The sequence below is a fragment of the Arthrobacter sp. MMS18-M83 genome (assembly GCF_026683955.1).
Classification (GTDB): domain Bacteria; phylum Actinomycetota; class Actinomycetes; order Actinomycetales; family Micrococcaceae; genus Arthrobacter.
Genome location: NZ_CP113343.1, coordinates 3,075,259 through 3,100,285, shown reverse-complemented (window position 1 = coordinate 3,100,285; position 25,027 = coordinate 3,075,259). Strand labels below are relative to the sequence as shown.

Below are 25,027 nucleotides of genomic sequence, written 5' to 3'. Positions count from 1 at the left end.
CGTCCCCTAAACCGCCGACGGCGCCTCTGAGGACGGTGCTTCCAAAGACACTGCAGGGGATTCCGACGGCGGTGCCCCGCCTATCGGGGCATTGCTGCGGTGCGCCTTGCCGTGGTGCAGTTGCAAGGCGCTGAGCACCAAGCCGAAATGGCTGAAAGCCTGGGGCATATTGCCCAGTTGTCGGCCGGCATGTGCGTCCCATTCTTCGCTCAGCAGCCCCACATCGTTGCGCAACGCAAGGAGCCGCTCAAAGAGCTCCGTGGCTTCCGAGCTGCGCCCGGCGCCCAAAAGTGCGTCCACCATCCAGAAGGAGCACGCGAGGAAGACGCCCTCTCCACCCGGCAATCCGTCGTCGCTGTCTTGCGGACGGTAGCGCAGCACGAAGCCGTCTTCCGTCAACTCACGCTGGATGGCGTCAATGGTGCCGATCACGCGCGGATCATCGTGGGGCAGGAAGCCCACTTTGGGGATCAGGAGAAGGCTGGCATCCAGCTCCTTGCTCCCGTAGGACTGCACGAAGGTGTTGCGTTCGGCGTCGAATCCATGGGTCATGACTTCGTCATGGATGGTGTCCCGCAAAGCCTCCCAGCGATCCAACGGGCCAGGCATACCGGATTCACGGATTCCCCGGACCATGCGGTCAGCCGCGACCCAGGCCATCACTTTGGAGTGCACGAAGTGGCGCCGCGGGCCGCGAACTTCCCAGAGTCCGTTGTCCGGCTGGTCCCAGATGGTCTCAAGATGGCGCATCAAGGCAGACTGGACGTCCCAGGACTCATCGCCGATGGCCATCAGCGATGCGCGGGTCAGGGACAGGCAGTCCAGCACCTCCCCCCAAACGTCCAGCTGGAGCTGCTCTGCCGCCGCGTTCCCGATTCGCACCGGCGTGGAGCCCTGATACCCCGTAAGCCACGTCAGCTCCGACTCAGGCAATCTTCGGCGACCGTGCAAGCTGTACATGATCTGAAGGTCGGCCGGGTCTCCTGCCACAGCGCGCAGGAGCCAATCCCGCCACGCGGCGGCCTCCTCGGTATAGCCCGCGGCCAGGAACGCTTGAAGGGTCAAAGTGGCATCACGCAGCCAGCAATAGCGGTAGTCCCAGTTCCGCGGCCCGCCAATCTGTTCGGGAAGCGAGGTGGTTGCGGCGGCAACAATGCCCCCGGTAGGCGCATACGTGAGGGCCTTCAGGGTAATCAGGGAACGCTGAATGGCTTTCCGGTATGGCCCGCGGACCGTACAACGCCTGGACCAATCCGTCCAGAATGCTGCCGTGTCGTCGAGGGCGATATCTGCCTCGACAGTGCGTGGCCGCCGTTCGTGGCTAGGCGCCCAGGTCAGGACGAAGGGGACGTGGTCACCCGCGTTCACCGTGAACTCGCTGACCGTGGTGAAGTCCTTTCCCTTCAAAGGCGCCGGGGTCTTGAGGTAGACGGAGTCCGGACCGGCAACCGCGCGGAGGCCGTGCCTATCGCGGCGCACCCAGGGCACCACGTGTCCGTAGTCGAACCGCAGGATCAGCTCGCCGCGCATCTTGACCGAGCCGCGAATACCTTCAACTATCCGGACGATGTCCGCAACGGAGTCGCGTGGGGGCATGAAATCGATGACCCGCACGTGCCCTTCCTCGGTTTCCCAGTCCGTCTCCAGGATGAGCGTGCCGTCCCTGTACTGGCGCCGCGTGCACGTGCCCCCGGATTCAGGAGCCAGGAGCCAGCGCCCTGCCTTGGGAGAATCCAAGAGCGCGGCGAAACACGCAGGCGAATCGAAACGTGGAAGGCACAACCAGTCGATCGAGCCTGCCCTGCTGACCAGGGCTGCCGTATGCAGGTCCCCGATCATTGCATAGTCTTCGATCCTTTGGCCGGTATTCGGTTGACCGTTCACAGGTCCTTCCCTAGCACTGATTGAATGGCGGCAATGGCTTTGGCCGTGATCTCTTCCCGCTGGCCGGAACCATCCACGGCGAGCACGATTCCTCGCTCGGAGTACCGCGCAACCACGGCCTGTGTCTCGTCTCGGTAGAGCTCCAGACGACGGCGGATCACCGGCGCCGTGTCATCGCTGCGGCCCTGCTCTTGCGCCCTGCGAAGCATTCGCTCCACCAGTTCGTCGTCGTCGACTGTCAGCTCGACGACCGCATCAAGCTGCTGCTGGTTACCGGCCAGAATGCCATCGAGTGCCTCTATTTGCGCGGTGGTGCGGGGGTAGCCGTCCAGGAGGAACCCTGACTGGGCATCGGTATTGCCAAGCCGCTGCTGGACCATGGCATTGGTGACGTGATCCGGAACGAATTCGCCGCTGTCCATGTACTTGCTGGCTTCCGCCCCAAGTTCGGTCTTGCCTCCCACATGGGCGCGGAAAATATCTCCGGTGGAAATCGCAGGGATGCCGAAATGCCTGGCGATGTATTCAGCCTGGGTACCCTTGCCCGAGCCAGGAGGGCCCATGATGATCAATCGCGTCATGTCACTGTCCGTTCGTGAAGCGGTTTGCGTGCCCCGGCATTTGGGCTAGAGCTTAGCAACTTCGGAGCGCCCGCGGCAGGGCCGGGGCAGGCCGCTTCAGACCGTGGCGGGGTCGGTGTTGGCACCACAAAGGATCACAGCCACGCGTTCCCCTTCTGCCGGGGCGTAGGCTCCCGAGTTCAGGGCAGCGAAAGCGGCGGCCGCGCCGTGTTCCACGACGATCCTGTACTGCTCCCACAGGAGCGAGCGCGCGGCGGCGATGTCGTCGTCGGACACCAGAACCGTCCGGACGCCCGTGCGGAGGGCCACTTCGAAGCCGATCCGGCCGATCTGCCGGGCGCCGAGTGAATCCGCGGCGATCCCGGAAACGGCGACGTCAACCGGCGTCCCCGCGGCCAGGGCCGAATGGAGGGTGGGCGCGTTGTCCGGCTCGACGCCAACAACCCGGGCGTGTCCTTCGACGGCGGCCGCGATTCCCGCCATGAGCCCGCCGCCCCCGACGGCCACCACGACGGTGTCTATTTCGCCCAGCTGTTCCAGGAGCTCCGAACCCACGGTGCCTGCCCCAGCGGCGATTTCAGCTTGGTCGTACGCGTGGCAGTAGACGGCGCCGGTTTCCTCGGCGTAGGCCAGTGCGGCTTCAAACGCTTCGGCGTACTCGGTCCCGCGCTGGACCACCGTGGCGCCGCTGGCCTTGAGCTTCTTGACCTTCACGACTGGTGCGGTCTCGGGGACAAAAACCGTTGCGGGCACACCAAGCTGGGCTGCGGCATAGGCATTCGCCAGCCCGGCATTGCCCCCTGAAGCGACGACGATTCCCACCTCGTCCTTCAGCTCGCCCCGCTCCCGGCTGGCCAGGACGCGGTTGAAGGCGCCCCTCGCCTTGAAGGTACCCGTGTGCTGCGTGAACTCGCATTTGAACCACAGCCGCCCGGGTACGGTCCCCGGGTCAGCCTCGAAAACGGGAGTGCGGCGGATCCTCCCGGCAATCCGGGCAGCCGCTTCATCGACGTCGACGCGTGTGATCATGGGGAGTCCTCGTTCCGTTCGGGCAGATCCTGGGCAGGTTTCAGGCAGGGCCTAGCCTCAGGCTATCGCGCACCGGATTCAGAAAGACTCGACGTCGGCCGTTCCGGGCTGCTGCTGGCGCGCCTGGCGGTTCCGCCACCAGCGGCGGGCAAGGTCCACTGCTGCCCAGATTCCGGCGAGGGGAGAAAGCACTACCACACCGTATATGAATATCATCCACGTCAGGATGGCCACGGGAGGCTGCCCTCCGCTCAACCAGGACAATCCGCCAAGCACGCCGATCGTCCAGAACAAAACCACGCCTACGAGCACCGCGCCCGCCGGAAAATACTCGCTCCTCACAACAGCCATCAAAGTCTCCACTGGCTGCCCACCGCCTTCCATCGCGCACCCGAACATCATCAGTATGCATCCGGCAAAACGCCGATTCCCGCCAGCACGCGGGCGAAGTGACGAACATAACCGTGTTGCCCATGCCGCCACGGATTCCGGGGCCTAGTTGATGCGTGGAACGGCGGCGTAATCTTGATTCACGCACAGTTGATAGCTGGAAATATGGCGTCGAAGAACAACCCAAAAAAGGGTTTGGCCGCGGTCCTCTGGAGGGTCATCGGATTCTTTGTCGTGAGCGCCGTATGTGGAGTATTGGCTGCCGGCCTGGTGGTTCCCGGTGTGGCCTCTGCCGGCATGGCCGTCAGCGGTTCGATTCAATACTTTGACAACCTTCCGGGCGATCTGGTGGTCAATGCGCCGTCGCAGTCCACCAAAGTTCTCAGCTCTGACGGAAAGACGATCGCCACTTTCTATGCCGAGAACCGGGTGAAGGTCGGTCTCGACCAGATGTCCCCTTACATCAAGGACGCGATCGTCGCCGTCGAGGACAGCCGCTTCTACGAGCACGGCGGTGTTGACCCCCAAGGGATTCTCCGGGCATTAGCGTCCAACCTGACCAAGGGCACCAAGGAGGGCGCGTCCACCTTGACCCAGCAGTACGTGACGAACGTCCTCAACGAGTCCCGCTTGGCGGCAGGCAAGACCCAGGAGGTTGTGCTCAGCGGGCAGAAAACCCTCGGTGACAAGCTGCGCGAGATGAAGGTCGCCGTTGAACTGGAGAAGAAATTCACGAAGAACCAGATCCTTGAGGGCTACCTGAACATCGTGTTCTTCAACCGGGACGCGTACGGCATCGAAGCCGCAGCGCGGCATTTCTTCAGCGTCTCCGCCAAGGACCTCAGCCTTCCACAGGCGGCCCTGCTCGCCGGCCTGGTCAACAGTCCCAGCTACTTCGATCCCTCCGTCCATCCGGACAACTCCATCCAACGCCGCAACCTCGTGCTGGCCGACATGCTGGCGCAACACAAGATCCAGCAGGCAGCGTACGCGGCGGCCGTCGCTACCCCCATCAAGCTCACCATCACCCCTGCCAAGCAGGGCTGTGCCGCCGCGGACATGGCGCCCTACTTCTGCGACTACATCTCCCACCTGATCCTCAACAACCCGGCATACGGTGCCAGCCCCGCGGACCGGGAACAGCTGCTCTACCGCGGCGGCTTGACCATCACCACCACCCTGGACAGCCGATTGCAGGCAGTGGCGCAGGAGCAGGTCAACGCCACGGCTGGGGCAAACCCGGACAAATGGGGCGCCTCCTTGGTGTCGGTGCAGCCCGGCACGGGAAAGATCCTGGCCATGGCACAGAACACGGTGTTCCTTCCCGAACCCGGGAAGTTCGATACCCAGCTGAACTTCAACGTTGATTCGGTGGACGCTAACGGCAATGACCTGAACGGCGCAGGAGGGTTCCAGCCGGGTTCCACCATGAAGCCGTTCACTTTCACGGAGTGGCTCAACGAAGGCAAATCCATCACGACCGTCGTGGATGCCTCACGCAGGGTCTATCCACTCGGATTCCCTTGGAGATCCAGCTGCGGAAAGGTGCTGGGGGGCTACAGTACGGCCCAGAAAATCGCCGGGCTCGGTACCGCGGACGACCTCCGCAACAACGATGAGGGATACTACCGGCCGATGCCCGTCAACTACGGGCTCTACAACTCCATCAACACCGCCACTTTTGCCGAGGCATCGCAACTGGACTTTTGTGGTATCCAAAGAGTGGTGGATGCGGTGGGTCTCCACAGCGGCGTGGACAACGCCCCAGTGAACATGCACCAGTTGGGCAACCTCCTCGGCGGCACCGAAGTAGCTCCCCTTGTGCTGGCCAACGCCTTTGCCACCTTCGCCAACGACGGCAAGTACTGCTCGCCGATCGCCATTGTGAGTGTGGTGGACCCAGCCGGTGCAAAGCTGCCCTCCCAGGCCAGTTCCTGCCGGGGCGCCGTCAAACCCGAGGTTGCCCGCGGGGTCAACTCGGTGCTCCAAGACGTCCTCAAACGCGGCTCCGGCATTTACATCCAACCCAAAGTCCAGGACCTGTTCCCCACCGCCGCGAAAACGGGAACGAACAATAGCAACGGGTCCACCTGGGTAGTCGGGTTCACCACGGGGCTCGCCACGGCGTCCTTCTTCGGCGACACCATGGCGGGACAGAGCCGGGCGGGCCAGAACGTGACAATCAACGGCAAGTTCTACACCGCCGTCGACGGCTACATGCTGGCCGGGCCGCAATGGGCCAACTACATGACACAAGTGGCCGGGCTCTACCCGACGGCCGCCTTCCCGGCGCCGCCCGCATCGATGGCGGGCACGCCGACGCCGACGCCCCGTCCTTCCCCGTGAGCTTCAACTAAAACGCGCGTACCCCCGGTCACCCCGGGGGTACGCGGTTTTTCCTGTGAGTTCCGGAAGAGTTCGGCTACGTCTGATTGAACCCGTCGTGAACGTTTCAGCGGTGACGCGAAAACCGCGGGACGGGCACCCTTCCGCGCGGCAAGAATCGTCCGGGGACTCAATTTCAGTCGACGAGCAACGCATAGCGAAGGGTCTTATTCTGATGAAGACAACCAAGAAAAACGGGCTTGCCGCGGCAGCGGTTCTAGGGGCCGTGCTGATGGCCGGATCCGCAATGGTGCCAGCGGTGGCCGACGATGCATCCCGCGGCCAGGACGCCCAGGGCCAGCAGGGATCCGATGGCAACCAAGGCCAGCAGGACGGGCAGGGCGAAACCTCAAAGCATGTCCTGGTGCTTTCGGTGGACGGCCTCCACCAGAAAGACCTGGATTTGTACGTGAAGAACCACCCGACGTCGGCCCTTGCGTCGCTCGTCAATCACGGCACCAGCTACACCCATGCCCAGACCCCGGTGCCCTCGGACTCCTTTCCCGGCATGGTCGGCCAGCTGACTGGCGGCAATCCCGGAACCACCGGCGTCTACTACGACGACACTTTCAACAGGACGCTGCTGCCCGCGGGCACAACCGACTGCAAGAACACCGCGCCCGGCGCCGAAGTGGCATTCACCGAAGCCGCGGACAAGAACCCGAACGCCCTCGACGCCGGCCAGGGCCTGCCCGGGCTTCCGGCCAGCATCCTGAACATGACGGGACAGCCCGGCGCACTCCTTGACCCAGCAGCCCTCCCGGTTGACCCGGCGAGTTGCAAGCCGGTCTACCCGCACCAGTATTTGAAGGTCAACACCGTTTTCGAAGTGGCAAAAACCGCTGGCCTGACCACAGCGTGGTCGGACAAGCACCCGGCCTACGAAATCCTGAACGGCCCCTCCGGAAAAGGCGTGGACGACCTGTTCACCCCCGAAATCAACAGCATTGCCCCCGCTCCTTTTAGCGGCGACTGGACCAAGGACAACGCCGCGACCCAGCAGTACGACGGCTACAAGGTCCAGGCAGTCCTCAACGAAATCGGCGGCAAGGACCATTCGGGCACCAAGGCGGCCGCCGTACCGGCAATCTTCGGGATGAACTTCCAGTCCGTCTCAACGGCACAGAAGCTCCCGACGTCGGACGGCCTCACCGGGGGTTACCTCCAGGGCGGCGTCGCTCCGGGTCCGCTCCTGAGCAAGGCGCTTGACTTCGTCAACGCTTCGGTGGGCAAGCTCGAATCCGCGCTGGCCGCTTCGGGCCACGCAAAGGACACCACCGTGATCCTCTCAGCCAAGCACGGACAGTCCCCGATGGACCCGGCAGCCCTGACTAGGGTGCCTGACGGCGCAATCATCGACGGCCTGAACGCAGCATGGAAGTCGGTGCACCCTGGCTCCGCCGACCTGGTGGCGTTCTCCACCGACGACGACATCATGCAGCTGTGGCTTTCGGACCACTCGCAGGCAGCAGCGCAGTTCGCCAAGGACTACCTGGCAGCGCACTCGGCCGCTGGCAATGACATCAACGGCGCCGCCAAGACGGTGACCGGATCAGGGCTGAGCGGAATCTACGCGGGCAGCGAGGTTGCTGGCTACTTCGGCACCCAAACCAGCGATTCCCGTTACCCGGACATCCTGGGTATCGCCCAGACCGGCGTGGTCTACACCGGCGGCAAGTCCAAGATCGCCGAACACGGCGGAGCCAGCGCGGAAGACCGCGATGTGCCGCTGGTGGTCTCCGGCGCCAATGACGAACACGCCCGGACAGTGACCAGCGCCGTGGAGACGACGCAGATTGCGCCGACCATCCTGAAGACTCTTGGACTGGATCCGAACAAGCTGCAGGCAGTTCAGATCGAAGGGACCAAGGTCCTCCCCCAGCGCTGATCCGGCGCAAAACAAGCACTGGAGGGGTCCGGCCGCTGAATCCGCATTGGGCGCCACGCGAGGTCTGCTTACAATCAAACGTCAGCAACTACTGAGGGAACCATGAAGAAAATCACCACAACCCTGCTCGCGGCCGGGCTCCTCCTCTCCGCTTCAGCCTGCTCCGCACCGCAGCAGCTGAGCACCGCGGACACGTGCAGCCGGGTCAAGACCGTCATCTCGAACCCCACGAACAGCACCGACAAGACCGGAATGATCCGGTTCGCCAACCAGATCCGCCCCATTGTGGCCGTTTCCTCGGATGAGCTGAAGCCCACGCTGAAGGCAATCGTGGACTATCTGGACGAGTCCGTAAAAGACAACCCGGATTCCGCGAAGCTCAACACGTTGAAGGCCGACTACCAAAACGCGGGCACCAACTACGGCAAGTACTGCGGCAGCTAAGGGCAGTTTGCGCTCCGTACCCGAGGGCTGGCCGTGGATGCCCGGCCCTCGGGACGTTTTCCGGATTCCGGGCTACATGGCTTTCTGGTCGGCGTACACGGTGTCGGGTTTCGGAACGTACATCACCACGTTGGCCCTGCAGGTCCTGGTGGTGGAATCGCTTCACGGCACTGCAACCGACGTCGGCCTCCTGAACGCCGCCCGGTGGCTTCCCTATCTCTTTTTCGGGCTAGTCGCCGGCGCGCTCGTCGACCGGCGGCAACGGAAGCCCATACTCGTGGGAACCGACCTCGCACGGGGCATCCTCCTGTTGGCCGTTCCGCTTCTCTACGTACTCGGATGGCTGAACCTCGTTCTCCTGATCGTCTTCGTTGCCTTCTTCGGCGTGTTTTCCCTCTTCGGTGAGGCCGCGTCCCAGTCGTTCCTTCCAAGGATCGTGGCTAAGCGGGATCTGCTGGCAGCCCACGCCAGGGCCGACCAAAGCGATGCTGTCGCCCAAACCTCCGGTCCCCTCGTAGCCGGCGGACTGGTCACGCTTCTCGGAGCTCCCGTGGCGGTCCTCGCCGACGCCGTGTCGTATCTCTTTTCTGCGCTGGCGATCTCCCGAATTCGCGTTGAGGAGCCCGTGGAGAGATCTGACGCGTCCCTGCGAAATCTTCGCGCCGAGATCGCCGAAGGACTCCGGTGGGTCTACAAGCACCGGGTTCTTGCACCGATGGCGATCGGATCCCACGTGTGGTTCTTCTCCAACAGCATCCTCGGAACGGTGTTCGTTGCATTCGTCCTGCTGGAACTGAAGTTGTCCGCGTTCGAGTTGGGTATCACCCTGGCCGCGGCCGGCGTCGCCGGGCTGCTCGGAAGTACGTTCTCCACCAGGTTCGGCATGAGATGGGGAGCGGGACGGGCGGTGATCATCTGCAATAGCCTCATGTCGATCGCTTGGGCGATCATCGCCGTCGTGCCCACCGGCAGCGGCCAGAAATGGTTCGTGATCCTGGTGTTGGCCGCGGGCCAAGCCCTCTACGGGCTCGCCCTCGGGCTGAGCAATGCGAACGAGATGGGTTACCGGCAGGCGGTTACTCCGGACCACCTCCAAGGACGCATGAACACCACCATACGGTCCGCGAACCGGGCGATGATCGTGGTCGGCGCGCCCGCCGGGGGTCTGCTCGCGGTATTAATCGGGTACCAACCGACGATGTGGATCGCTATCGGGGGATTCGCGGCGGCTGCGCTTTTCCTAGCGGTGTCGCCATTTCGATCGGCACGCCACGGAGACGCACCTCAGGGCGGCCTCCACTAGGGACTGCAGCTCCATGACGTGCAGTCCGGCACAAGTCACAGCGCGGTGTGTTTCCCGAACGGGTGATGGCCGGTGGCCGGCTGTCCGTGGCTGCCCAGCCATTCGGACAGGGCCTCGCGCAAGATCTCGCTGGGCGTAAGGCTGAGTGTTTGGGAAGCCGACTCCAAGGCGCGGTCCAGTTCATCAGGGATCTGGAAGTCCAGGGGCGAGGGACGGCTGCCTTCCCGTGCATCGGAAAGCATGTCATCGCCACGCAAAAGTTTGCCTGCGGCCGGCTTCATGTCGTTTTCGGTCCACGCCGAAAGGCGATCGAAATGAGTCACATCTCGTGTCATGATTTTTTTCCTCCCAACAATCAAGCATCCTCCGTTGTTGGGTTGGCGTCACCATCTACGAGTAATTACTCGGTAACTATCGCTTCAATTGCCCTACGCGCCCAGTAGTCAACGGCGCCGCGCCCAAATCGTGGCGCGCTTAGCCGGACCAGCGGAGGTCCACCGGGCCCGCCCAAGACCTTTTCGAGTCGCGGAACGGGCCCGGCGCTCACACTTAAGGGTGAGACCGTGACGGACATCGCTCAGCGCAGGGCTGGTGCCGTCAGAGCGATCTTAGGGCCTGAGCCGGTTCCGGTCTAGAGACAGATTCAGCGGGGCCGAAAAGTTCACCGACGCAAGAGGTAGTCGGCAACCCCGGCCGGATTCGACAATCCCAGGAGATGCCCACAATCTCTCCCGGATCGCCCCACCCGCAAGGCCTACCAAGGGCGCCAGCGCAAGTCTTTTCCGGGAAGCGGCGGAGTGGGACGATGCCTATACGGCGACGAGAAGGGCGGAAGCGAAATGTCGACCCAGGAATTCGTGGAAACCGAACGCAAGTATGACGCGGACATCGAGACGCCCCTTCCCGCTTTCGGGGACATTACCGGCGTCGAACAGGTCGCTGACCCCGCCGATCATCAACTTGAGGCCGTTTACTTCGACACGGAAGGCCTCATCCTCGCCCGGTATCGCATCACCTTGCGGCGCCGCACTGGCGGCGCAGATTCCGGCTGGCATTTGAAGCTGCCGGCTGACAAGGATAGCCGTGTGGAGATCCATGCGCCGCTTGGACAGCCCGAGACCGTTCCCGAGGAACTGGCCGAGAAGCTCCTGGTATTCACGCGCGGCCATGAGCTTAGGCCGGTGGCGCGGATCCATACCCGCCGCACATTGCTCCGGCTGCACGGAAGCGAGGAAGAGACCTTGGCCGACTTCGTGGATGACCATGTGACGGCCGAGACCTTGCAACCGGCGCAACTGGAGAGGCAATGGCGGGAGTGGGAAATCGAACTTGTCCACGGCGACGAAGCCCTCCTTGAGAGCGCCGAGCACGTCCTATCGAAGGCTGGTGCCACCCGTTCAGGGCATCCTTCCAAACTGGCCCGTGCGTTCGGGACTGCTTGGCCTCCCGCAGTGCCTGCACCGCCAAAAGCCCGCCCGAAAGGTTCCGCGGGGGATGCAGTGGTTGCCTACATCGCCGCACAGATCGCCGAAATCACGGCGCGGGATCCCGGAGTCCGGCAAGGCGCCGACGACGCCATTCACCAAATGCGCTCGTCCTGCCGCCGGCTCCGCTCCGTGTTGTCCGCCTACGGCAGGTTGTTCGACGCCGACGCGACGGCTCAGCTCAAGACGGAACTGAAATGGCTGAGCACGGTCCTGGGCAAGGCCCGTGATGCCGAAGTGCTGCGGGACCGGATCGGGGAACTGCTGAATGACCAACCCGATGTCCTCTTGTCCAATCCGGCTGCCATCAAGATCACGGACGAGCTTGAGGCCGCCTTCAACTCGGGATATCGCGAAACACTCCGCTCCCTGGGAACGGAGCGCTACTTCCGGCTCCTGGAGGAGCTGGAGAAGTTCCGCGACGAGCCGCCGACAAGACCGCGTGCCGGAAAGAAGGCCCGTCGTGTCACGGCCAAGCTGGCCAGCAAAGCGATCAAGCGGCTGCGGCGGTCCCAGAAAGCAGCGGCCCGGCAGACCGGCGTCGAACACGACACCGCGTTGCACCAGGTCCGCAAAGACGCCAAACGACTGCGCCACGCAGCCGAAGCGCTACAGGACGTCCACCGGAAACCCGCCGTGAAGCTGGCCCGTGACGCCCAGGAGCTCCAGAAAATCCTCGGGGAGCACCAGGACAGTGTTGTGGCCCGCTCGGTGCTGCTTCGCCTTGCAGGTGACGCCAGTGGACCGCTGGAGGACAATTCGGCCCTCGGCCGCCTGCTCGCTGCCGAAGAGCAGCGAGCAACAGACGCCGAGGCCCGCTATGAAAAGGTCGCCAAGAAGAATCGCTTGAAGCCCCTGTGACGAGCGGGACCGGGTGGTAGAAGCGTAGAGGGGCGGAGGCTTAGCCTTCGCACTCTACGCAGTAGGAGTGGCCGTTCTTCTCGAGGGCAATCTGGGAGCGGTGACGGACAAGGAAACACGAGTAGCATGTGAACTCGTCTTCCTTCTGCGGGATCACCGCAATGACCAGTTCTTCGGCCACGAATTCGCCGCCGGGCACTTCGTTGCCTTCGAAAGCATCGGCCTCGTCCAGCTCCCGTACTACGCTGCGGGCGTCCGGGGCGTTGGCAGACTGCAGGGCCTGAAGGGACGTGCTTTGGGATTCCGCGACGTCGGAGCGGAGTTCGTCGTAATCGGTTGCCACTAGGGGTTTTTCTCTTCTCTTGTGTATTGACTGGCGAATGTGCAACATACACCATGTGGCTGCTATTCCCCACAATGGGACGAAATCAGCGCGTTCGCATCGCTGCCACTTTAGCCGGTCAGGCGTTGCCTCCGTGACGAGGGACGTCGCGTCCGACGTCACGGTGCAGGTCCCTGTCGAGCCCGTGGCCCGTGGCGAGCTTCGCGAGCAGCCCGCCAAGTTGCGCGATCTGCTCACCCGTCAGCGGGGCCAGGAGTTCCACTTCATGCTGTTCGGCAATCCCGCGCAGTTCACGCAATACCCGATTGCCCGCTTCGGTGAGGTGGAGTTCATAGTTCCGCCGGTCCGTACTGCTCCGCACTCTCTCCACGAGCCCGCGCTCCTCCAGGGAATCGATGAGTGAAACCACTCGGCTAGGGACGGCACCCAGCCTGTCCGCGAGGGAACGCTGGCTCAACCCCGGCGAGCGCCCGAGCAGGCGTATGACGCCGGCGTCGCTCGGGGTGAGGCCGATCTCCCGCGTGCGATCAGCGAAGCGGGACGACGCCACGGCGCCAAGCTGCGACAAGAGAAATGCCGTCCGTTTCGGCTGGCTGGGCGTGGCTGAATCCATGAACCCAGAATACATGCTTGACAGAACAATTCTGTAGGTGAACTATTTCAGTAGTGACGTAATTACGAAAGGTTCAGCCATGACCAGTCATTCGATTCCTGGGGAAGGCCGTCCAGCCCGGTCGGGTGGTCCGCATCCGGGCGTTCTTGCCCTCGTCAGCCTGGGCATTTTCCTCGCCGGCCTCATCACGTCCGCAATCCTCACAGGCGGGCAAACGTTCGTTTCGCCGTTCGCCGCGGAGGGGCAAGTGGCCGCATTCTTCCAGCAAAACGTTGCGGCGGCGCGCCTCGGCGGCACGCTGCAGTTCGGCTCAGCGGTCCCGTTGGGGATCTACGCGGCCACCGTCTACGCCCGGCAGCTTCGGCTCGGCGTGCGCGTTCCCGGACCGGCCATTGGATTCTTCGGCGGCGTCAGCGCAGCTATCTTCCTCATGCTCTCGGGTTCTGTGACCTGGCTGCTGAGCCGGCCCGAAATCACCACGGATGCCACGCTCACCCATGCACTCGCCTTTCTTGCGTTCATCACCGGAGGGGTGGGCTTCGTCGTCGGGATCGGACTTTTGGTGGCGGGTATCGCCGTCCCCGCCCTGATCTTGCGCTTCATGCCCCGCTGGCTGGCCTGGACCGGCCTCGTCATTGCTGCTTTGTCCGAGTTGAGCTTCCTTTCGATGGCGGTCGAACCCCTGCAGTTCCTGCTACCGATCGGGCGGTTCGGTGGCCTCCTGTGGCTTGTAGCTGCCGGTTTCCTGCTGCCGCACACCCGGGCGGCCGCGAACCAAGAGCCCCGCGCACACGCGCCTCATCCCAGCGGGGCTAGGCCATGACGACGGCGGATCCCACCCTGCCGCTGTCCGGTAAGGTCGCGCTCGTCACCGGAGCCAGCCGCGGAATCGGCGCGGAGATCGCGACTGCGCTGGCTGCCGCCGGCGCGCACGTCGTTCTTGCCTCGCGGGACAACGCGGGCTTGTCCCGCCAGATCGCCGCTATTACTTCTGCCGGCGGGAATGCCGTGGCCACGCCCGTGGATGTTGGCAATGAAGACTCGGTGAAAGCCTTGCTGGCCCAGATCCGGGACCGCTTCGGCCGGCTCGATGCCGCGGTCAACAATGCCGCAGGCGGAGGGCGGATCCCGGCGCCCTTGGCCGAGTGGGCCAGTGAGGAGTTCGACAGCGCAATCTCGGTGAACCTGCGCGGAGTGTTCCTCTGCCTGAAGTACGAAATCGAACTCATGCTGGCAGCTGGAAACGGCGGGGCGATCGTTAACATGTCCTCCACCGCCGGCGAACAAGGCGTCGCTGGCATGAGCGGCTACGTGGCGAGCAAATTCGGCGTCGGCGGCCTGACCCGGGTGGCTGCGCTCGACTATGCCTCGCAAGGTATCCGGGTCAACGCGATCGCTCCCGGTCCCATCCTCACAGAACGACTTGCCGGGGCGGGCCAAGCCGCCCAAGACCGCGTCGCGGCGGCTGTGCCGCTGGGGCGGATCGGCTCCACCGCCGACGTGGCTGCAGCGGCCCTCTGGCTCTGCTCCGAACAGTCTTCGTTCGTCACCGGAACCGTTCTCGCCGTCGACGGCGGCCGGCTGGCTGGGACGCCCGCGTTCAACACCGCGCGTAACCGCTGAGTCCTGGCCTTATCTGGATCGGTTCCAGACTATTCGCCACCAAGGGCGCTTGGCGACGGATTCCTGGTTCGCCGCATCCTGTGCCGCGGCAGCAGCTGCCCCAGCGGCCGCTGCCCGGCGCTCGCGCCAGCGTTCCAACTCGACGTCGACGTCGCGAGGCTTCGTGATCACCGGGGGTCCACCCTGAAGCTGGCGCCTCGCGTCAATGACCCGGACGTTGAAATCCTCCACCAGCTCGCGCACTTGCTCCTCCGAGTACAGGGCATCGAGCCTCGCATCCAACTCGGCGTCCTCGGTGCGGAGCAGAATGGCCTTCGGGCCAAGGCCGCTGAGGTGCTCGCGTTGAATGAGGCCCTTGACCCACCAATCAGGGTCGTAGCTCTCCCCCAGCCCGGGGATCGGCTTGCCTGAGTACTTCAGGTTGTCGAACTTCCCTTGCGCCATGGCGTCGCGGATCAGGTATTCCACCCGCGCCGCATCGTCCACTTTCTTACGCTTCTGCCGCTCTTCTTCCCCGGCGGCCACAAGCTGGGCCTCTTCCTCGGCCGTCATGCCAGTGGCGCGGACATTCCGCAGCTCCATGGCTCGCTCCAGCCGGCGCTTGAACGCACTGTTTTCGCCGTTCACAGTTCCCCACCGCCCTCACTCGCGGAAATCCTGGATCTGCGTCCAAGTATTCCGCAGACGGGAGACTGCTGGGATGGCCCCTGGAAAAGGCCGCCTCTGGCCACGCCCAGTGCACGTCATTACGCTGACTGGTAACGGCTACTTCAGGAAGAGGGGCACCATGGACGAACAGGGCATTCTCCACCGCATCCAATCGCTCGTCGAAGAAGAACGGGAGCTCCGCGAAAAGGCAGAGGCGGCCCCGCCTGGTCCCGCACATGCTCCTGACCGCGCAAGGCTGGAGCGCATTGAGCTGGACTTGGATCAGTGCTGGGACCTCTTAAGGCAACGGCGCGCAAAGAGGCAGTACGGGGAGAACCCGAACGAGGCCAAGCCACGGCCCCCCAAACAGGTGGAGGGCTACACCGGCTGAAGCCGCAAGGAACGCAGGACGACGACGGCGGGAGGCTCCCGCCGTCGTCGTCTTGCTTTAAGACGCGCCCTACAGCGCCGACCAGCCGCCGTCGGAGGCGAGGATGGCGCCGTTGACATTGGTTCCGTCGTCGCTGAGCAGGAAGGTGATGGACGCTGCCAACTGCGCAGCCGTCGCGGGTGTGGGAACCGTGGCCTGCATCAGGGGACCGAGGCGTTCGGCAGCCAACTGGGATCCCCACGTTGCCTCGATGTTGGTGATTGTGGCTCCGGGGGCAACCGCATTGAAGCGGAGCCCCTTCGGCCCGTACATCACCGCCGAGTTCTTGGTCAGGCCGACCACGGCGTGCTTCGACGCCGTGTAGGTGGCGCCGGCGGCGGAACCTCGCAGCCCGGCCTCGGAGGCGACGTTGACCACGGAGCCCGTGCCGGCGTCGAGCATCAGCGGCACCACGGCGCGGGTCAGACGCATGAGGGCGGTGACGTTGATGCGGAAAACGCGCTCCCACATTGCGTCGTCCACCTCGTGGATCGGGGCGAAATTGTCCATAATGCCGGCGATGTTGGCCAGGGCGTCAACCCGACCCCGAGCGGCAACCACGACGGCGGCAACGGTCTCCTCGGTGGAGATATCGCCGGCCACGGGCACCAGATCCAGGCCCTCGTTCTCCTCCACCAACGCGTCCAGCCTCTCCTTGCTGATGTCGGCGGCAATGACCCGGCCACCTTCCTTCGCGACGCGCAGCGCCGTGGCCTTGCCGATGCCCGAGCCCGCGCCCGTCACGATGACGGTCTTGCCGGCAAAGCGGCCGTTGACGGTGGCTTCTTGCCATGAAGCTTCGTTGCCCATAGTGTCCTCCCGAACGTGTTGGTGGCGTGATACCCACATTATGACACCCTGTGTCATTATGTAAGAGTGGATACTGGTGAGATGCCCTCAGACGATGCGAAGCCCGCCGTTGGGCGCTCCACCGGGCGCCCGGTGACGATTGACCCGGACGCCGTGGCCGCCGTCGCGCTCCGGCTTTTTGCCGAACACGGCTACGAACAGACGTCGATGGAGGACATCGCGCGCGCGGCCGGAATCGGACGGAAGAGCCTGTACCGCTACTTTCCCGGCAAAGCTGACCTCGTCTGGGGCGGCATGGAACCGGTGGTCCAGGCTTCGGGTCGGGTACTGGAGGGAACTCGCGTAGTGGACGACGGCGACGCTGACGACGGCGGCATCCTGGCGGGACTGAGGGCGGCTGCCGTCGCCGGGGTCTCCGTCATACCGGATCTTTCCGTCACGCGCGGGCGTCTGCGCCTGATTGCCGAACATCCCGAGCTGGCAAGCCGAAGTTTCGACGCCCTGGCTCCCCAACGGGAGCGGGCGCGGCTTTACCTCGTTGCCCTGGGCGTCCGCGAAAGTGCAGCTCGGTACCTCTGCGCCGCCTATCTGGGCGCGACATTCGAGGCATGGATGCAGTGGGCCGCGGGGACCGACGCGGATCCGGTGCCGTACTTGGTGGAGGCCGTGGGAGTGCTGCAGGTTCCGGCTGCCGGCGCCAACCGATAACCTACGCCTGGGAGGGCAAATGACAGTTCGAAGCGCAGGAATTCTGCTGTACCGTCGAACCTCGGGGGCGGAAATGGAAGTGTGGATAGCCCATATGGGCGGTCCGTTCTGGGCCCATAAGGATTTACGCGCCTGGTCCATTCCAAAGGGAGAATACCTCGAAGACGAGGACCCTCTGGTAGCGGCCAAGCGTGAGTTCGCGGAGGAAATAGGCACTCCCCCACCCGCCGTCGACTACCTCCTGCTGGGCACTTTCCGGCAACCGTCGGGCAAGCTCATCACAGCCTTCGCGGCGGAATCGGACTTTGCTCCCGAGAGAATTGAGAGCAACACCTTTGACTTGGAATGGCCGAAAGGATCCGGGGTGGTCCGGAGCTACCCGGAGATCGACGACGCGGTCTGGGCCACGGAAACCGTAGCGCGGACCAAATTGGTAGGCGGCCAAGTGCCGATCTTGGATGCGCTGATACAGCGCCTCGAGAGCGGGGCCTGAACCGGCGAGAGGTTTGGCCTCAGGTAGACCCGAAATCGGACACCCGAGCCCGCTCACCTCAGACTGCGTCATCGCGCAGATCAGACTCTGCGATGGCCGTCACCCACTCGGTCACCTCCGCGAGCGCCTGAGCCAAACTGATCTGAAGACCGACTTCTGATGCTGGACGGGGAAATTCAACTTCCCAGAGTTCATTTGTCTCTATACGGGGAGGCCAAGGCCGCTCAGCCATCCCAAGCTCTGCAGCTTCCTCCGCCCGAGCCAAGAAGATGTCCTCGGCGGCGCGCCGAAGTTCCGAAAGCTCGGCAGGCACTGGCTCTGAGTAAAAGTAACGACGCAGGAGCACCAAGTCCACAATGTCACGTACGCGCAGGTTGGGGCGCTCGTCGCTATGCGAGTCCGAGCAAGCGTGAATCTTTTGAGCAACCTGGTACGCGAGAGCGATTCCAGCGATTTCTGCGACTGACTGCAGACCGAAGAAGTTGAACTGCGGAGCTGGGATCATGTCTACATGTTTGTCGATGTCCCCCTCGGGAAAGGCCACCTCAACCTGGATTTTTCGGAACGTCCGACCCTTCATCGAGACGATGACGTTGAAGCGCCTCGGAGCCACGATTCGCGCGGTGTTCTCGATTTTTTCGATTTCGGTACGCCGCAGATCCAAGCCGTCCCACGGCTCAGCGAGGGCCTCGTCGAGCTTGACAAGAAAATCGTCCAGCGAGCCCCGAAACAAGGTATCTACATCTTTTGTGGCTCGGCTCCCAAGTCCCAGCCTGTGTTCGAGGTACACCCCGCCCTTGAGTAGGAATAAGGGTGCCCCGTCCGGACCCGATGCACGCTGGAGAGCCGCAATCACGATCGTAGAGATAACGATCCATTCGACCCGAGAATGGGTTTCGCCTGCCAGGTCAGCCGCGTGGCGTATCCACTGACTGAGCACCTTGACCGTAGCTGGCTTCCGGTCTTTTTCCGGGAGTCCTTGTAGGTGCAATGAACTCATCTACGATCCTTCAACTCATTAGCAAACCGGATTCGGTCACCTGTTCGGATGAACCCGCGAGCCTCGGCAGCCTTGATGGCCTGTTCAATGAGCTCAGCTGGCACCCCGCTACGTATCCCCTGCGCGATCGCAATTAGTGGCGTGACCGTACGTATACCTTCCCACCAGCCCAGCTGGCCTTCTGTGAGATCCTCATGATGAATCACATATTTGGAGCCTCCAGAACGCCGTATCCGCTTCCCCTTTGGCACCACGACGTGGATCTTGCTCGGGTTAATGTCACAGAGCTCGTAAACAGCTAGCGCAGTGTCGTGCGCAAGCGCCGCCCCCTCGACGCCCGGCCACAACACTGCCAACGCATATTCGTCACGATCCGTCGGAGGAAGGCGATCAAAGCGGTAAGTACCATGTGCAACGCGAGTCAACTGGCCTCGGTGGGAGAGTTTTGCCAGTTCCACAACGGGAATCCCGAGAGCTTGCGCGTCCCGGGTAGTCACATAGCCGTATTGGTCAACCGCGGTCTCCCAGAGAGCCTGCTGAATGGTCACGATTCCCTTCTCTTGCTTTAAGAATGGAAATGTCAGAACTATACCATTTTTGGTATAGTTCTGACATGTCGTAGCCTCACTTGCCCGACCTAGGCCTGGACGATCGACTCGATAGGCCGCGGGGAAAGTATCGGATCGGCGTGACGGTGGAGGACCTTCCACTCCCCGTCTTCCCACCGGAAAATCGTCGTCACCCGAAGGGGTATCGGAGACACTTCATCAGACCCGCCAACCTTGGCCCGGGCCCGTTCAATTTCCACAATGTACGCAAGCTCCGTCCCCGTGTAACCGGAGATTCGCTCGAAACTGATGGGCTCGCCCTCCCGCAACTGGGAAGATGCCCGATCCATGGTCGTCTCGACCGCACTCGAGCCCCGCGCAGGCGGCCCGAGCGGATTAGCGAGCGTGACGTCGTCGCGCCTTGAGAACAGGTTCTTTTGCTGCTCCGGGTCTCCAGTGATGAACGCATCGAGCGCTCGATGGTACTTCTCCACCATGAGATCGAGATCGGATTCCGGCATTGGTTCCTCCAGCCTCGCTTTTGCGCTGGCGCTGCGTGCCAGGGCTCGTATTCGGCCATAGTGGCACCGTTCACGAATGGTGTCTACGCATATCGAGTCCGGCTCCCAGACCGGTCAGGAATGGAGAAGCGCCGCTCACGGCCCACGCCTAGAATGGCGGTCATGGACACCACAAGTCCAAGCCAGCTTCGTCCCCTAACGACTTCAGGAGTGATCATGAGCGACTCTTCCACCGAGGGAATCAAGACCGTGCTGCATCCCGTTTCCGACCTCGCCGCGGCGAAAGCCGTGTACGCCGCCTTGCTTGGCGTTCAGCCGCAGGCCGACGGGCCGTATTACGTCGGCTTCGACGCCGCTGGCCAGCACATCGGACTCGTTCCGGGAGGCGGCCCGCAGGCCATGACCTCGCCCGTGGCCTACTGGCACGTTTCGGACATCGAGGCGAAGCTCGCGGAGGTCACCGCCGCGGGTGCCACCCTGAAGGAAGCAGCCCACGACGTCGGTGGCGGCCGCCTCGTAGCCACCGTCACCGACCCGGACGGCAACGTCCTCGGGCTGCTTCAGGACCCTCAATAGCCACCCGCGCGCACGGGCTTCCGCCCGTGCGCGCGGCCCACAAGACTTACTACCTAAGGCTGCTTAGATAGAGCCAGATGACGCCAACGGAGGCTGCGAAGGCCGCCCGCGTACCAGATGGAGACATGATGAGCACGGCCACGAGCACGGACACGCAGTCGCCTGAGCTGCACACTGCCGACACCCACGATCTGATCCGGGTGCAGGGCGCGCGGGAGAACAACCTCAAGGACATCAGCATCGAGCTTCCGAAGCGGCGGTTGACGGTGTTCACGGGCGTCTCCGGATCGGGCAAGAGTTCCCTCGTGTTCGCCACGATCGCCGCAGAGTCGCAACGCATGATCAACGAGACGTACAGCACCTTCGTCCAGGGGTTCATGCCAACCATGGCGCGGCCGGATGTGGACCTGCTTGAAGGACTCACGACGGCGATCATCGTCGACCAGGAGCGGATGGGCGCGAACCCGCGCTCCACGGTGGGTACCGCCACCGACGCGAACGCGATGCTGCGAATGCTCTTCAGCCGGCTTGGCCAGCCCCACATTGGATCTCCCCAGGCGTTCTCGTTCAACGTCGCCTCGATCTCGGGCGCTGGAGCGGTCACCATCGAGCGCGGTGGCAGTACCACGAAGGAGCGGCGGAGTTTCAGCATCACAGGCGGTATGTGCCCACGCTGTGAAGGGCGGGGCTCGGTCACTGACTTCGACTTGACCGCCCTGTACGACGGCAGCAAGTCGCTCGCTGAGGGTGCGCTCACCATCCCCGGCTACAGCATGGACGGCTGGTTCGGCCGCATCTTCAGCGGCTCCGGCTTCTTCGACATGGACAAGCCGATCAGCAAGTACACCAAAAAGGAACTCCACGACCTGCTCCACAAGGAACCGACCAAGATCAAGGTCGAGGGCATCAACCTGACCTACGAAGGCCTGATCCCGAAGATCCAGAAGTCCATGCTCTCGAAGGACCCGGAGGGGATGCAGCCGCACATCCGCGCGTTCGTGGAGCGCGCGATCACCTTCACCACCTGTCCCGAGTGCGATGGCACCCGGCTCACGGAGGCGGCGCGCTCCTCGAAAATCAAGGGAATCAGCATTGCCGACGCGTGTTCGATGCAGATCAGCGACCTTGCCGAATGGGTGAGGGGCATCGACGAACCGTCGGTGGCGCCGCTGCTCAAGGGGCTACGGCACCTCCTCGACTCGTTCGCGGAGATCGGCCTTGGCTATCTCTCGCTCGATCGGCCGGCGGGCACGCTGTCCGGCGGTGAGGCGCAGCGGACCAAAATGATCCGGCACCTGGGCTCCTCGCTCACCGATGTCACTTACGTCTTCGACGAGCCCACCATCGGTCTGCACCCGCACGACATCGAACGGATGAACAAGCTGCTGCTGCAACTGCGGGACAAGGGCAACACGGTGCTGGTCGTCGAGCACAAGCCGGAGGCGATCGCGATAGCCGACCACGTGGTCGACCTCGGCCCCGGCGCGGGCACCGCCGGTGGCGAAGTGGTCTTTGAGGGCACGCTTGAAGGGTTGCGGTCCAGCGGCACCTTGACCGGCCGTCACCTCGAGGATCGCGCTGCCCTCAAGAAGACCGCGCGGAAACCTGCGGGCGCCCTGGAGATCCGTGGCGCCACCGAGAACAATCTTCGCGACGTCGACGTCGACATTCCCCTTGGAGTCCTGGTGGTGGTCACCGGTGTCGCTGGCTCCGGCAAGAGCTCCTTGATCCACGGCTCGTTGTCCAAGCGGGACGGGATCGTCTCGATCGATCAGGCGGCGATCAAGGGCTCGCGGCGGAGCAACCCCGCGACGTACACCGGGCTGCTGGACCCGATCCGCAAGGCGTTCGCGAAGGCCAACGGCGTGAAGCCGGCGCTGTTCAGCGCAAATTCCGAGGGCGCGTGCCCCGCCTGCAACGGCGCGGGCGTCATCTACACCGACCTCGGATTCATGGACACCGTCTCCACCCCCTGCGAGGAGTGCGAAGGCAAGAGGTTCCAGGCTTCCGTGCTCGAATATCGCCTCGGCGGCCGCAACATCGCCGAGGTGCTGGAGATGCCGGTGAAAGAGGCCGAGGAGTTCTTCTCGGCGGGCGATGCCCGGATCCCGGCAGCACACGCAATCCTCCAGCGGCTCACCGACGTCGGACTCGGATACCTCAGCCTCGGCCAGCCGCTCACCACCCTTTCCGGCGGCGAGCGGCAGCGCATCAAATTGGCCACGCACATGGGCGAGAAAGGCGGCGTCTACATCCTCGACGAGCCGACCAGCGGCCTTCACCTCGCCGACGTCGAACAGTTGCTCGGCTTGCTCGACCGGCTCGTCGAGTCCGGCAAGTCCGTGATCGTCATCGAGCACCACCAGGCGGTCATGGCGCATGCCGACTGGATCATCGACCTAGGCCCGGGCGCCGGGCACGACGGCGGAAAGATCGTTTTCGAGGGCACGCCCGCCGATCTCGTCGCCGCGCGTGCCACCCTCACCGGCGAGCATTTGGCGGCCTACGTCGGCGGGTGAGCTGACGGGACGGCTGTCATGGGGCAAAGCAGCCTCACTAGGCCTTTCGGGGAGCCCATTTGGACAACGCGTGGCCTGGTCCTAGGACCAGCAAGGCGTAGATCCAGGGAAGTGACTTGCCGGCAAAATTCGGGCCGTGGCAGACGGCATCACACCCGCCCGCCGCCGTCACTCGAATGAATGGGATCCCTTTCGCCTGCAGTAGTCCGGATCAACTCGCGAAGCTCGCCCGCCGATACGTTCGCGCCGAATGCTGGGTTCCCCGGCTGCAAGGCCACCCCAGAGGGCAGGCGACCCACGAGGACTGGGTCGAAACCTAGCGCATCGATCAGTGCGGCGACGGAGACGACGTCGTCGTCTCCGTCGCCGGCCAATGCGATCGCCTTGCGGTCCTGCATCCCGGTTGGCCGACTCTCCTCTTCGAGATCGTGATATCCCATGTGGTTCAGAGCTTTCACGACACGTGAATTGGAAAGGAAGTCCTGCACGATCTCGCTGGTGGAGATACGTGGGTCGTCGAGGTCGTCACGGATGCCGTCGGTTTCCCACCAGTAGTTCATCGCGTCAATCACAAGCTTTCCGCTCAGCTGCGCAAACGGAAGGTTCCGATACTTGCCGAGGGGCAGGGCAAGTATCACGATATCGGCCTTGTGAGCGGCGTTCTCGGGTCGAACTGCCACAGCTCTGGGAACGAGCACTTCGATGGTGAGGGCAATCTTCTCCGGGTCTCCAGAGCCGGAGATCAGCACCCGGTAGCCTGCGGCGAGAGCGAGCCGTGCCAACACCGTGCCGACTTTGCCTGCGCCGAGGATGCCGATAGTGCGGACCGGACTCTTCGTGTCGTTCACGGCCGCGCCCCCGTTCGGGACCCGGCCGAAGTCGAAGATGTGACAGCGAGCATGTCGCGGACCAAGGGGATAACTCGAGTACCGTAGAGCTCCACGGCCCGCAGGCGGGCCGTCGCGGCCATGTGTCCGCCGGCAGTGTAGATGAGGTCGAACCGGCCGACGTCGAGCGCGCGGATCGCATCGGCCATCTTGGCGGCGACGGTCTCGGGCGAGCCGACATAAAGGGATCCGTGTTCCACATCGGCCTCGAACTCATCGCGCTGAAGGGGAGGCCAGCCGCGCAGCGCGCCAATGCGATCACGAATCACTTTGTAGCCCGGATAGAACAGTTCTTTTGCCGTCTCGTCGGTATCAGCGATCAGTCCCGGAGAATGCATGCCCACCGGGAACGCAGTGGTGCCTAGCTGCTCGGTGGCACGGCGGTACAGGTCGACATACGGGGCGAAGCGGGCAGGGGCGCCGCCGATGATGGCCAGCATGAGCCGGAACCCGTAGTTCGCAGTGCGAATCACGGACTGCGGGGTGCCTCCGACGCCGACCCAGGTCCGCAGCCGACCCGAGTCCGTCTTAGGGAACACGTCTGCTTCGTGCAGTGGCGCACGTGTGGTGCCCGTCCACGTGACGGGCTTCTCGTCAAGGAGTTTGTGAAACAAGTCGATCTTCTCGTCGAAGAGGAGATCGTAGTCGCCGAGATCGTAGCCGAACAACGGGAACGACTCGGTAAACGAGCCGCGTCCGAGGATCACTTCGGCACGGCCATTCGAGAGCGCGTCTACGGTCGCGAACCGCTGGAACACCCGCACCGGGTCATCGGACGAGAGCACCGTTACACCGGACCCGAGGCGAATCCGGTCGGTTACCGTGGCGATCCCGGCCAAGACCGTTTCCGGAGTTGAGATGGCGAACTCCGGGCGATGGTGCTCGCCTATGGCGATCGCGTCGATGCCGATATCGTCGGCGAGGATCGCTTCGGCCAACGTGGCGCGAATCGCCTCGCCGTGGGTGACGATGTCACCGTGATCGTCGCGAGGCAGGTCCCCGAAGGTGTCAATGCCGAACTCGAGGTCGGTGAAGTCGTTCATGAGTTTCTCCCTTTTC

General features: G+C 63.6%; 26 protein-coding genes. 12 read left to right on the top strand and 14 right to left on the bottom strand.

Annotated elements, in window-relative coordinates; all coding sequences use genetic code 11:
- Positions 1 to 6 precede the first annotated feature (6 nt).
- The 4 genes from OW521_RS14725 to OW521_RS14710 all read right to left on the bottom strand — a co-directional run bounded on the left by OW521_RS14725 (position 7) and on the right by OW521_RS14710 (position 3,845).
- Positions 7 to 1,839, bottom strand: coding sequence for a glycoside hydrolase family 15 protein (locus OW521_RS14725; RefSeq protein WP_268025894.1), 1,833 nt, complete (start codon positions 1,837 to 1,839; stop codon positions 7 to 9).
- A 41-nt stretch (positions 1,840 to 1,880) separates the two neighbouring features.
- Positions 1,881 to 2,465, bottom strand: a complete 585-nt coding sequence (locus tag OW521_RS14720; RefSeq protein WP_268020373.1) for an adenylate kinase — start codon at positions 2,463 to 2,465, stop codon at positions 1,881 to 1,883.
- 96 nt (positions 2,466 to 2,561) lie between these two features.
- Positions 2,562 to 3,494, bottom strand: coding sequence for a threonine/serine dehydratase (locus OW521_RS14715; RefSeq protein ID WP_268020372.1), 933 nt, complete (start codon positions 3,492 to 3,494; stop codon positions 2,562 to 2,564).
- Positions 3,495 to 3,572: 78 nt separating this feature from the next.
- The gene (locus tag OW521_RS14710) at positions 3,573 to 3,845 is read right to left on the bottom strand and encodes a hypothetical protein (RefSeq protein WP_268020371.1); all 273 of its coding nucleotides are present in this window, start codon (positions 3,843 to 3,845) and stop codon (positions 3,573 to 3,575) included.
- 204 nt (positions 3,846 to 4,049) lie between these two features.
- Between OW521_RS14710 and OW521_RS14705 the strand changes: the two genes are divergently transcribed.
- The 4 genes from OW521_RS14705 (at position 4,050) to OW521_RS14690 (ending at position 9,904) form a co-directional block, all read left to right on the top strand.
- Positions 4,050 to 6,230 carry a transglycosylase domain-containing protein gene (locus OW521_RS14705; protein ID WP_268020370.1) on the top strand — a complete coding sequence of 727 codons (2,181 nt, stop codon included), beginning with the start codon at positions 4,050 to 4,052 and terminating at the stop codon, positions 6,228 to 6,230.
- Positions 6,231 to 6,444: 214 nt separating this feature from the next.
- A complete protein-coding gene (locus OW521_RS14700; RefSeq protein ID WP_268020369.1) occupies positions 6,445 to 8,157 on the top strand; it encodes an alkaline phosphatase family protein in 1,713 nt (570 codons plus the stop codon).
- Positions 8,158 to 8,259: 102 nt separating this feature from the next.
- A complete protein-coding gene (locus tag OW521_RS14695) occupies positions 8,260 to 8,601 on the top strand; it encodes a hypothetical protein (protein WP_268020368.1) in 342 nt (113 codons plus the stop codon).
- Positions 8,602 to 8,638: 37 nt separating this feature from the next.
- A complete protein-coding gene (locus OW521_RS14690; RefSeq protein ID WP_268020367.1) occupies positions 8,639 to 9,904 on the top strand; it encodes an MFS transporter in 1,266 nt (421 codons plus the stop codon).
- 35 nt (positions 9,905 to 9,939) lie between these two features.
- On the opposite strand, the gene OW521_RS14685 is transcribed toward OW521_RS14690, so the two are convergent.
- Entirely contained in the window at positions 9,940 to 10,239 is a 300-nt protein-coding gene (locus OW521_RS14685) for a hypothetical protein (RefSeq protein ID WP_268020366.1), read from the bottom strand.
- Between the two features lie 504 nt (positions 10,240 to 10,743).
- On the opposite strand from OW521_RS14685, the gene OW521_RS14680 reads away from it, so the two are divergent.
- Positions 10,744 to 12,249: a CYTH and CHAD domain-containing protein gene (locus OW521_RS14680; RefSeq protein ID WP_268020365.1), complete on the top strand. Its 1,506-nt coding sequence runs from the start codon at positions 10,744 to 10,746 to the stop codon at positions 12,247 to 12,249.
- A 40-nt stretch (positions 12,250 to 12,289) separates the two neighbouring features.
- Here OW521_RS14680 and OW521_RS14675 read toward each other — a convergent pair whose 3' ends face one another.
- Positions 12,290 to 12,592: a DUF4193 domain-containing protein gene (locus OW521_RS14675; protein WP_268020364.1), complete on the bottom strand. Its 303-nt coding sequence runs from the start codon at positions 12,590 to 12,592 to the stop codon at positions 12,290 to 12,292.
- A gap of 118 nt (positions 12,593 to 12,710) precedes the next feature.
- Positions 12,711 to 13,205, bottom strand: a complete 495-nt coding sequence (locus tag OW521_RS14670; protein ID WP_268020363.1) for a MarR family winged helix-turn-helix transcriptional regulator — start codon at positions 13,203 to 13,205, stop codon at positions 12,711 to 12,713.
- 79 nt (positions 13,206 to 13,284) lie between these two features.
- Between OW521_RS14670 and OW521_RS14665 the strand changes: the two genes are divergently transcribed.
- Both OW521_RS14665 and OW521_RS14660 read left to right on the top strand, forming a co-directional pair.
- Positions 13,285 to 14,028: a hypothetical protein gene (locus tag OW521_RS14665; RefSeq protein WP_268020362.1), complete on the top strand. Its 744-nt coding sequence runs from the start codon at positions 13,285 to 13,287 to the stop codon at positions 14,026 to 14,028.
- Positions 14,025 to 14,828: an SDR family NAD(P)-dependent oxidoreductase gene (locus tag OW521_RS14660; RefSeq protein WP_268020361.1), complete on the top strand. Its 804-nt coding sequence runs from the start codon at positions 14,025 to 14,027 to the stop codon at positions 14,826 to 14,828. Before OW521_RS14665 ends, OW521_RS14660 begins: the two co-directional genes overlap by 4 nt.
- Positions 14,829 to 14,837: 9 nt before the next feature.
- Here OW521_RS14660 and OW521_RS14655 read toward each other — a convergent pair whose 3' ends face one another.
- A complete protein-coding gene (locus OW521_RS14655) occupies positions 14,838 to 15,455 on the bottom strand; it encodes a J-domain-containing protein (RefSeq protein WP_268020360.1) in 618 nt (205 codons plus the stop codon).
- A 160-nt stretch (positions 15,456 to 15,615) separates the two neighbouring features.
- Between OW521_RS14655 and OW521_RS14650 the strand changes: the two genes are divergently transcribed.
- On the top strand, positions 15,616 to 15,867 hold the full coding sequence (locus OW521_RS14650; RefSeq protein WP_268020359.1) for a DUF2630 family protein: 252 nt from the start codon (positions 15,616 to 15,618) through the stop codon (positions 15,865 to 15,867).
- A gap of 69 nt (positions 15,868 to 15,936) precedes the next feature.
- Here the strand turns inward: OW521_RS14650 and OW521_RS14645 are convergent, their stop codons facing one another.
- The gene (locus OW521_RS14645; RefSeq protein ID WP_268020358.1) at positions 15,937 to 16,716 is read right to left on the bottom strand and encodes an SDR family NAD(P)-dependent oxidoreductase; all 780 of its coding nucleotides are present in this window, start codon (positions 16,714 to 16,716) and stop codon (positions 15,937 to 15,939) included.
- A gap of 81 nt (positions 16,717 to 16,797) precedes the next feature.
- On the opposite strand from OW521_RS14645, the gene OW521_RS14640 reads away from it, so the two are divergent.
- Both OW521_RS14640 and OW521_RS14635 read left to right on the top strand, forming a co-directional pair.
- Positions 16,798 to 17,424, top strand: coding sequence for a TetR family transcriptional regulator (locus OW521_RS14640; RefSeq protein ID WP_268020357.1), 627 nt, complete (start codon positions 16,798 to 16,800; stop codon positions 17,422 to 17,424).
- A 19-nt stretch (positions 17,425 to 17,443) separates the two neighbouring features.
- A complete protein-coding gene (locus OW521_RS14635; protein WP_268020356.1) occupies positions 17,444 to 17,917 on the top strand; it encodes an NUDIX domain-containing protein in 474 nt (157 codons plus the stop codon).
- A 58-nt stretch (positions 17,918 to 17,975) separates the two neighbouring features.
- On the opposite strand, the gene OW521_RS14630 is transcribed toward OW521_RS14635, so the two are convergent.
- The 3 genes from OW521_RS14630 to OW521_RS14620 all read right to left on the bottom strand — a co-directional run bounded on the left by OW521_RS14630 (position 17,976) and on the right by OW521_RS14620 (position 19,986).
- A complete protein-coding gene (locus OW521_RS14630) occupies positions 17,976 to 18,917 on the bottom strand; it encodes a nucleotidyl transferase AbiEii/AbiGii toxin family protein (protein ID WP_268020355.1) in 942 nt (313 codons plus the stop codon).
- Positions 18,914 to 19,465, bottom strand: coding sequence for a type IV toxin-antitoxin system AbiEi family antitoxin domain-containing protein (locus OW521_RS14625; protein WP_268020354.1), 552 nt, complete (start codon positions 19,463 to 19,465; stop codon positions 18,914 to 18,916). Before OW521_RS14625 ends, OW521_RS14630 begins: the two co-directional genes overlap by 4 nt.
- Before the next feature lie 89 nt (positions 19,466 to 19,554).
- Positions 19,555 to 19,986 carry a YybH family protein gene (locus OW521_RS14620; protein WP_268020353.1) on the bottom strand — a complete coding sequence of 144 codons (432 nt, stop codon included), beginning with the start codon at positions 19,984 to 19,986 and terminating at the stop codon, positions 19,555 to 19,557.
- A gap of 216 nt (positions 19,987 to 20,202) precedes the next feature.
- Here OW521_RS14620 and OW521_RS14615 point away from each other — a divergent pair, with 216 nt between their 5' ends.
- Together OW521_RS14615 and OW521_RS14610 are read left to right on the top strand one after the other, a co-directional pair.
- Positions 20,203 to 20,562 carry a VOC family protein gene (locus OW521_RS14615; protein ID WP_268020352.1) on the top strand — a complete coding sequence of 120 codons (360 nt, stop codon included), beginning with the start codon at positions 20,203 to 20,205 and terminating at the stop codon, positions 20,560 to 20,562.
- A gap of 128 nt (positions 20,563 to 20,690) precedes the next feature.
- Positions 20,691 to 23,081: an excinuclease ABC subunit UvrA gene (locus tag OW521_RS14610; RefSeq protein ID WP_268025892.1), complete on the top strand. Its 2,391-nt coding sequence runs from the start codon at positions 20,691 to 20,693 to the stop codon at positions 23,079 to 23,081.
- Positions 23,082 to 23,230: 149 nt separating this feature from the next.
- On the opposite strand, the gene OW521_RS14605 is transcribed toward OW521_RS14610, so the two are convergent.
- Complete coding sequence (locus tag OW521_RS14605; RefSeq protein ID WP_268020351.1) at positions 23,231 to 23,929, bottom strand: NADPH-dependent F420 reductase; 699 nt, start codon at positions 23,927 to 23,929, stop codon at positions 23,231 to 23,233.
- Positions 23,926 to 25,011: an LLM class flavin-dependent oxidoreductase gene (locus tag OW521_RS14600; RefSeq protein ID WP_268020350.1), complete on the bottom strand. Its 1,086-nt coding sequence runs from the start codon at positions 25,009 to 25,011 to the stop codon at positions 23,926 to 23,928. Before OW521_RS14600 ends, OW521_RS14605 begins: the two co-directional genes overlap by 4 nt.
- Between the last annotated feature and the right edge of the window lie 16 nt (positions 25,012 to 25,027).

Excerpts from the sequence above, each read along its gene's own strand:
- OW521_RS14725 (WP_268025894.1), bottom strand. The coding sequence starts at position 1,839 with ATGATCGGGGACCTGCATACGGCAGCCCTGGTCAGCAGGGCAGGCTCG.
- OW521_RS14720 (WP_268020373.1), bottom strand. The coding sequence starts at position 2,465 with ATGACGCGATTGATCATCATGGGCCCTCCTGGCTCGGGCAAGGGTACC.
- OW521_RS14715 (WP_268020372.1), bottom strand. The coding sequence starts at position 3,494 with ATGATCACACGCGTCGACGTCGATGAAGCGGCTGCCCGGATTGCCGGG.
- OW521_RS14710 (WP_268020371.1), bottom strand. The coding sequence starts at position 3,845 with ATGGCTGTTGTGAGGAGCGAGTATTTTCCGGCGGGCGCGGTGCTCGTA.
- OW521_RS14705 (WP_268020370.1), top strand. The coding sequence starts at position 4,050 with ATGGCGTCGAAGAACAACCCAAAAAAGGGTTTGGCCGCGGTCCTCTGG.
- OW521_RS14700 (WP_268020369.1), top strand. The coding sequence starts at position 6,445 with ATGAAGACAACCAAGAAAAACGGGCTTGCCGCGGCAGCGGTTCTAGGG.
- OW521_RS14695 (WP_268020368.1), top strand. The coding sequence starts at position 8,260 with ATGAAGAAAATCACCACAACCCTGCTCGCGGCCGGGCTCCTCCTCTCC.
- OW521_RS14690 (WP_268020367.1), top strand. The coding sequence starts at position 8,639 with ATGCCCGGCCCTCGGGACGTTTTCCGGATTCCGGGCTACATGGCTTTC.
- OW521_RS14685 (WP_268020366.1), bottom strand. The coding sequence starts at position 10,239 with ATGACACGAGATGTGACTCATTTCGATCGCCTTTCGGCGTGGACCGAA.
- OW521_RS14680 (WP_268020365.1), top strand. The coding sequence starts at position 10,744 with ATGTCGACCCAGGAATTCGTGGAAACCGAACGCAAGTATGACGCGGAC.
- OW521_RS14670 (WP_268020363.1), bottom strand. The coding sequence starts at position 13,205 with ATGGATTCAGCCACGCCCAGCCAGCCGAAACGGACGGCATTTCTCTTG.
- OW521_RS14665 (WP_268020362.1), top strand. The coding sequence starts at position 13,285 with ATGACCAGTCATTCGATTCCTGGGGAAGGCCGTCCAGCCCGGTCGGGT.
- OW521_RS14660 (WP_268020361.1), top strand. The coding sequence starts at position 14,025 with ATGACGACGGCGGATCCCACCCTGCCGCTGTCCGGTAAGGTCGCGCTC.
- OW521_RS14650 (WP_268020359.1), top strand. The coding sequence starts at position 15,616 with ATGGACGAACAGGGCATTCTCCACCGCATCCAATCGCTCGTCGAAGAA.
- OW521_RS14645 (WP_268020358.1), bottom strand. The coding sequence starts at position 16,716 with ATGGGCAACGAAGCTTCATGGCAAGAAGCCACCGTCAACGGCCGCTTT.
- OW521_RS14640 (WP_268020357.1), top strand. The coding sequence starts at position 16,798 with ATGCCCTCAGACGATGCGAAGCCCGCCGTTGGGCGCTCCACCGGGCGC.
- OW521_RS14635 (WP_268020356.1), top strand. The coding sequence starts at position 17,444 with ATGACAGTTCGAAGCGCAGGAATTCTGCTGTACCGTCGAACCTCGGGG.
- OW521_RS14630 (WP_268020355.1), bottom strand. The coding sequence starts at position 18,917 with ATGAGTTCATTGCACCTACAAGGACTCCCGGAAAAAGACCGGAAGCCA.
- OW521_RS14620 (WP_268020353.1), bottom strand. The coding sequence starts at position 19,986 with ATGCCGGAATCCGATCTCGATCTCATGGTGGAGAAGTACCATCGAGCG.
- OW521_RS14615 (WP_268020352.1), top strand. The coding sequence starts at position 20,203 with ATGAGCGACTCTTCCACCGAGGGAATCAAGACCGTGCTGCATCCCGTT.
- OW521_RS14610 (WP_268025892.1), top strand. The coding sequence starts at position 20,691 with ATGAGCACGGCCACGAGCACGGACACGCAGTCGCCTGAGCTGCACACT.
- OW521_RS14600 (WP_268020350.1), bottom strand. The coding sequence starts at position 25,011 with ATGAACGACTTCACCGACCTCGAGTTCGGCATTGACACCTTCGGGGAC.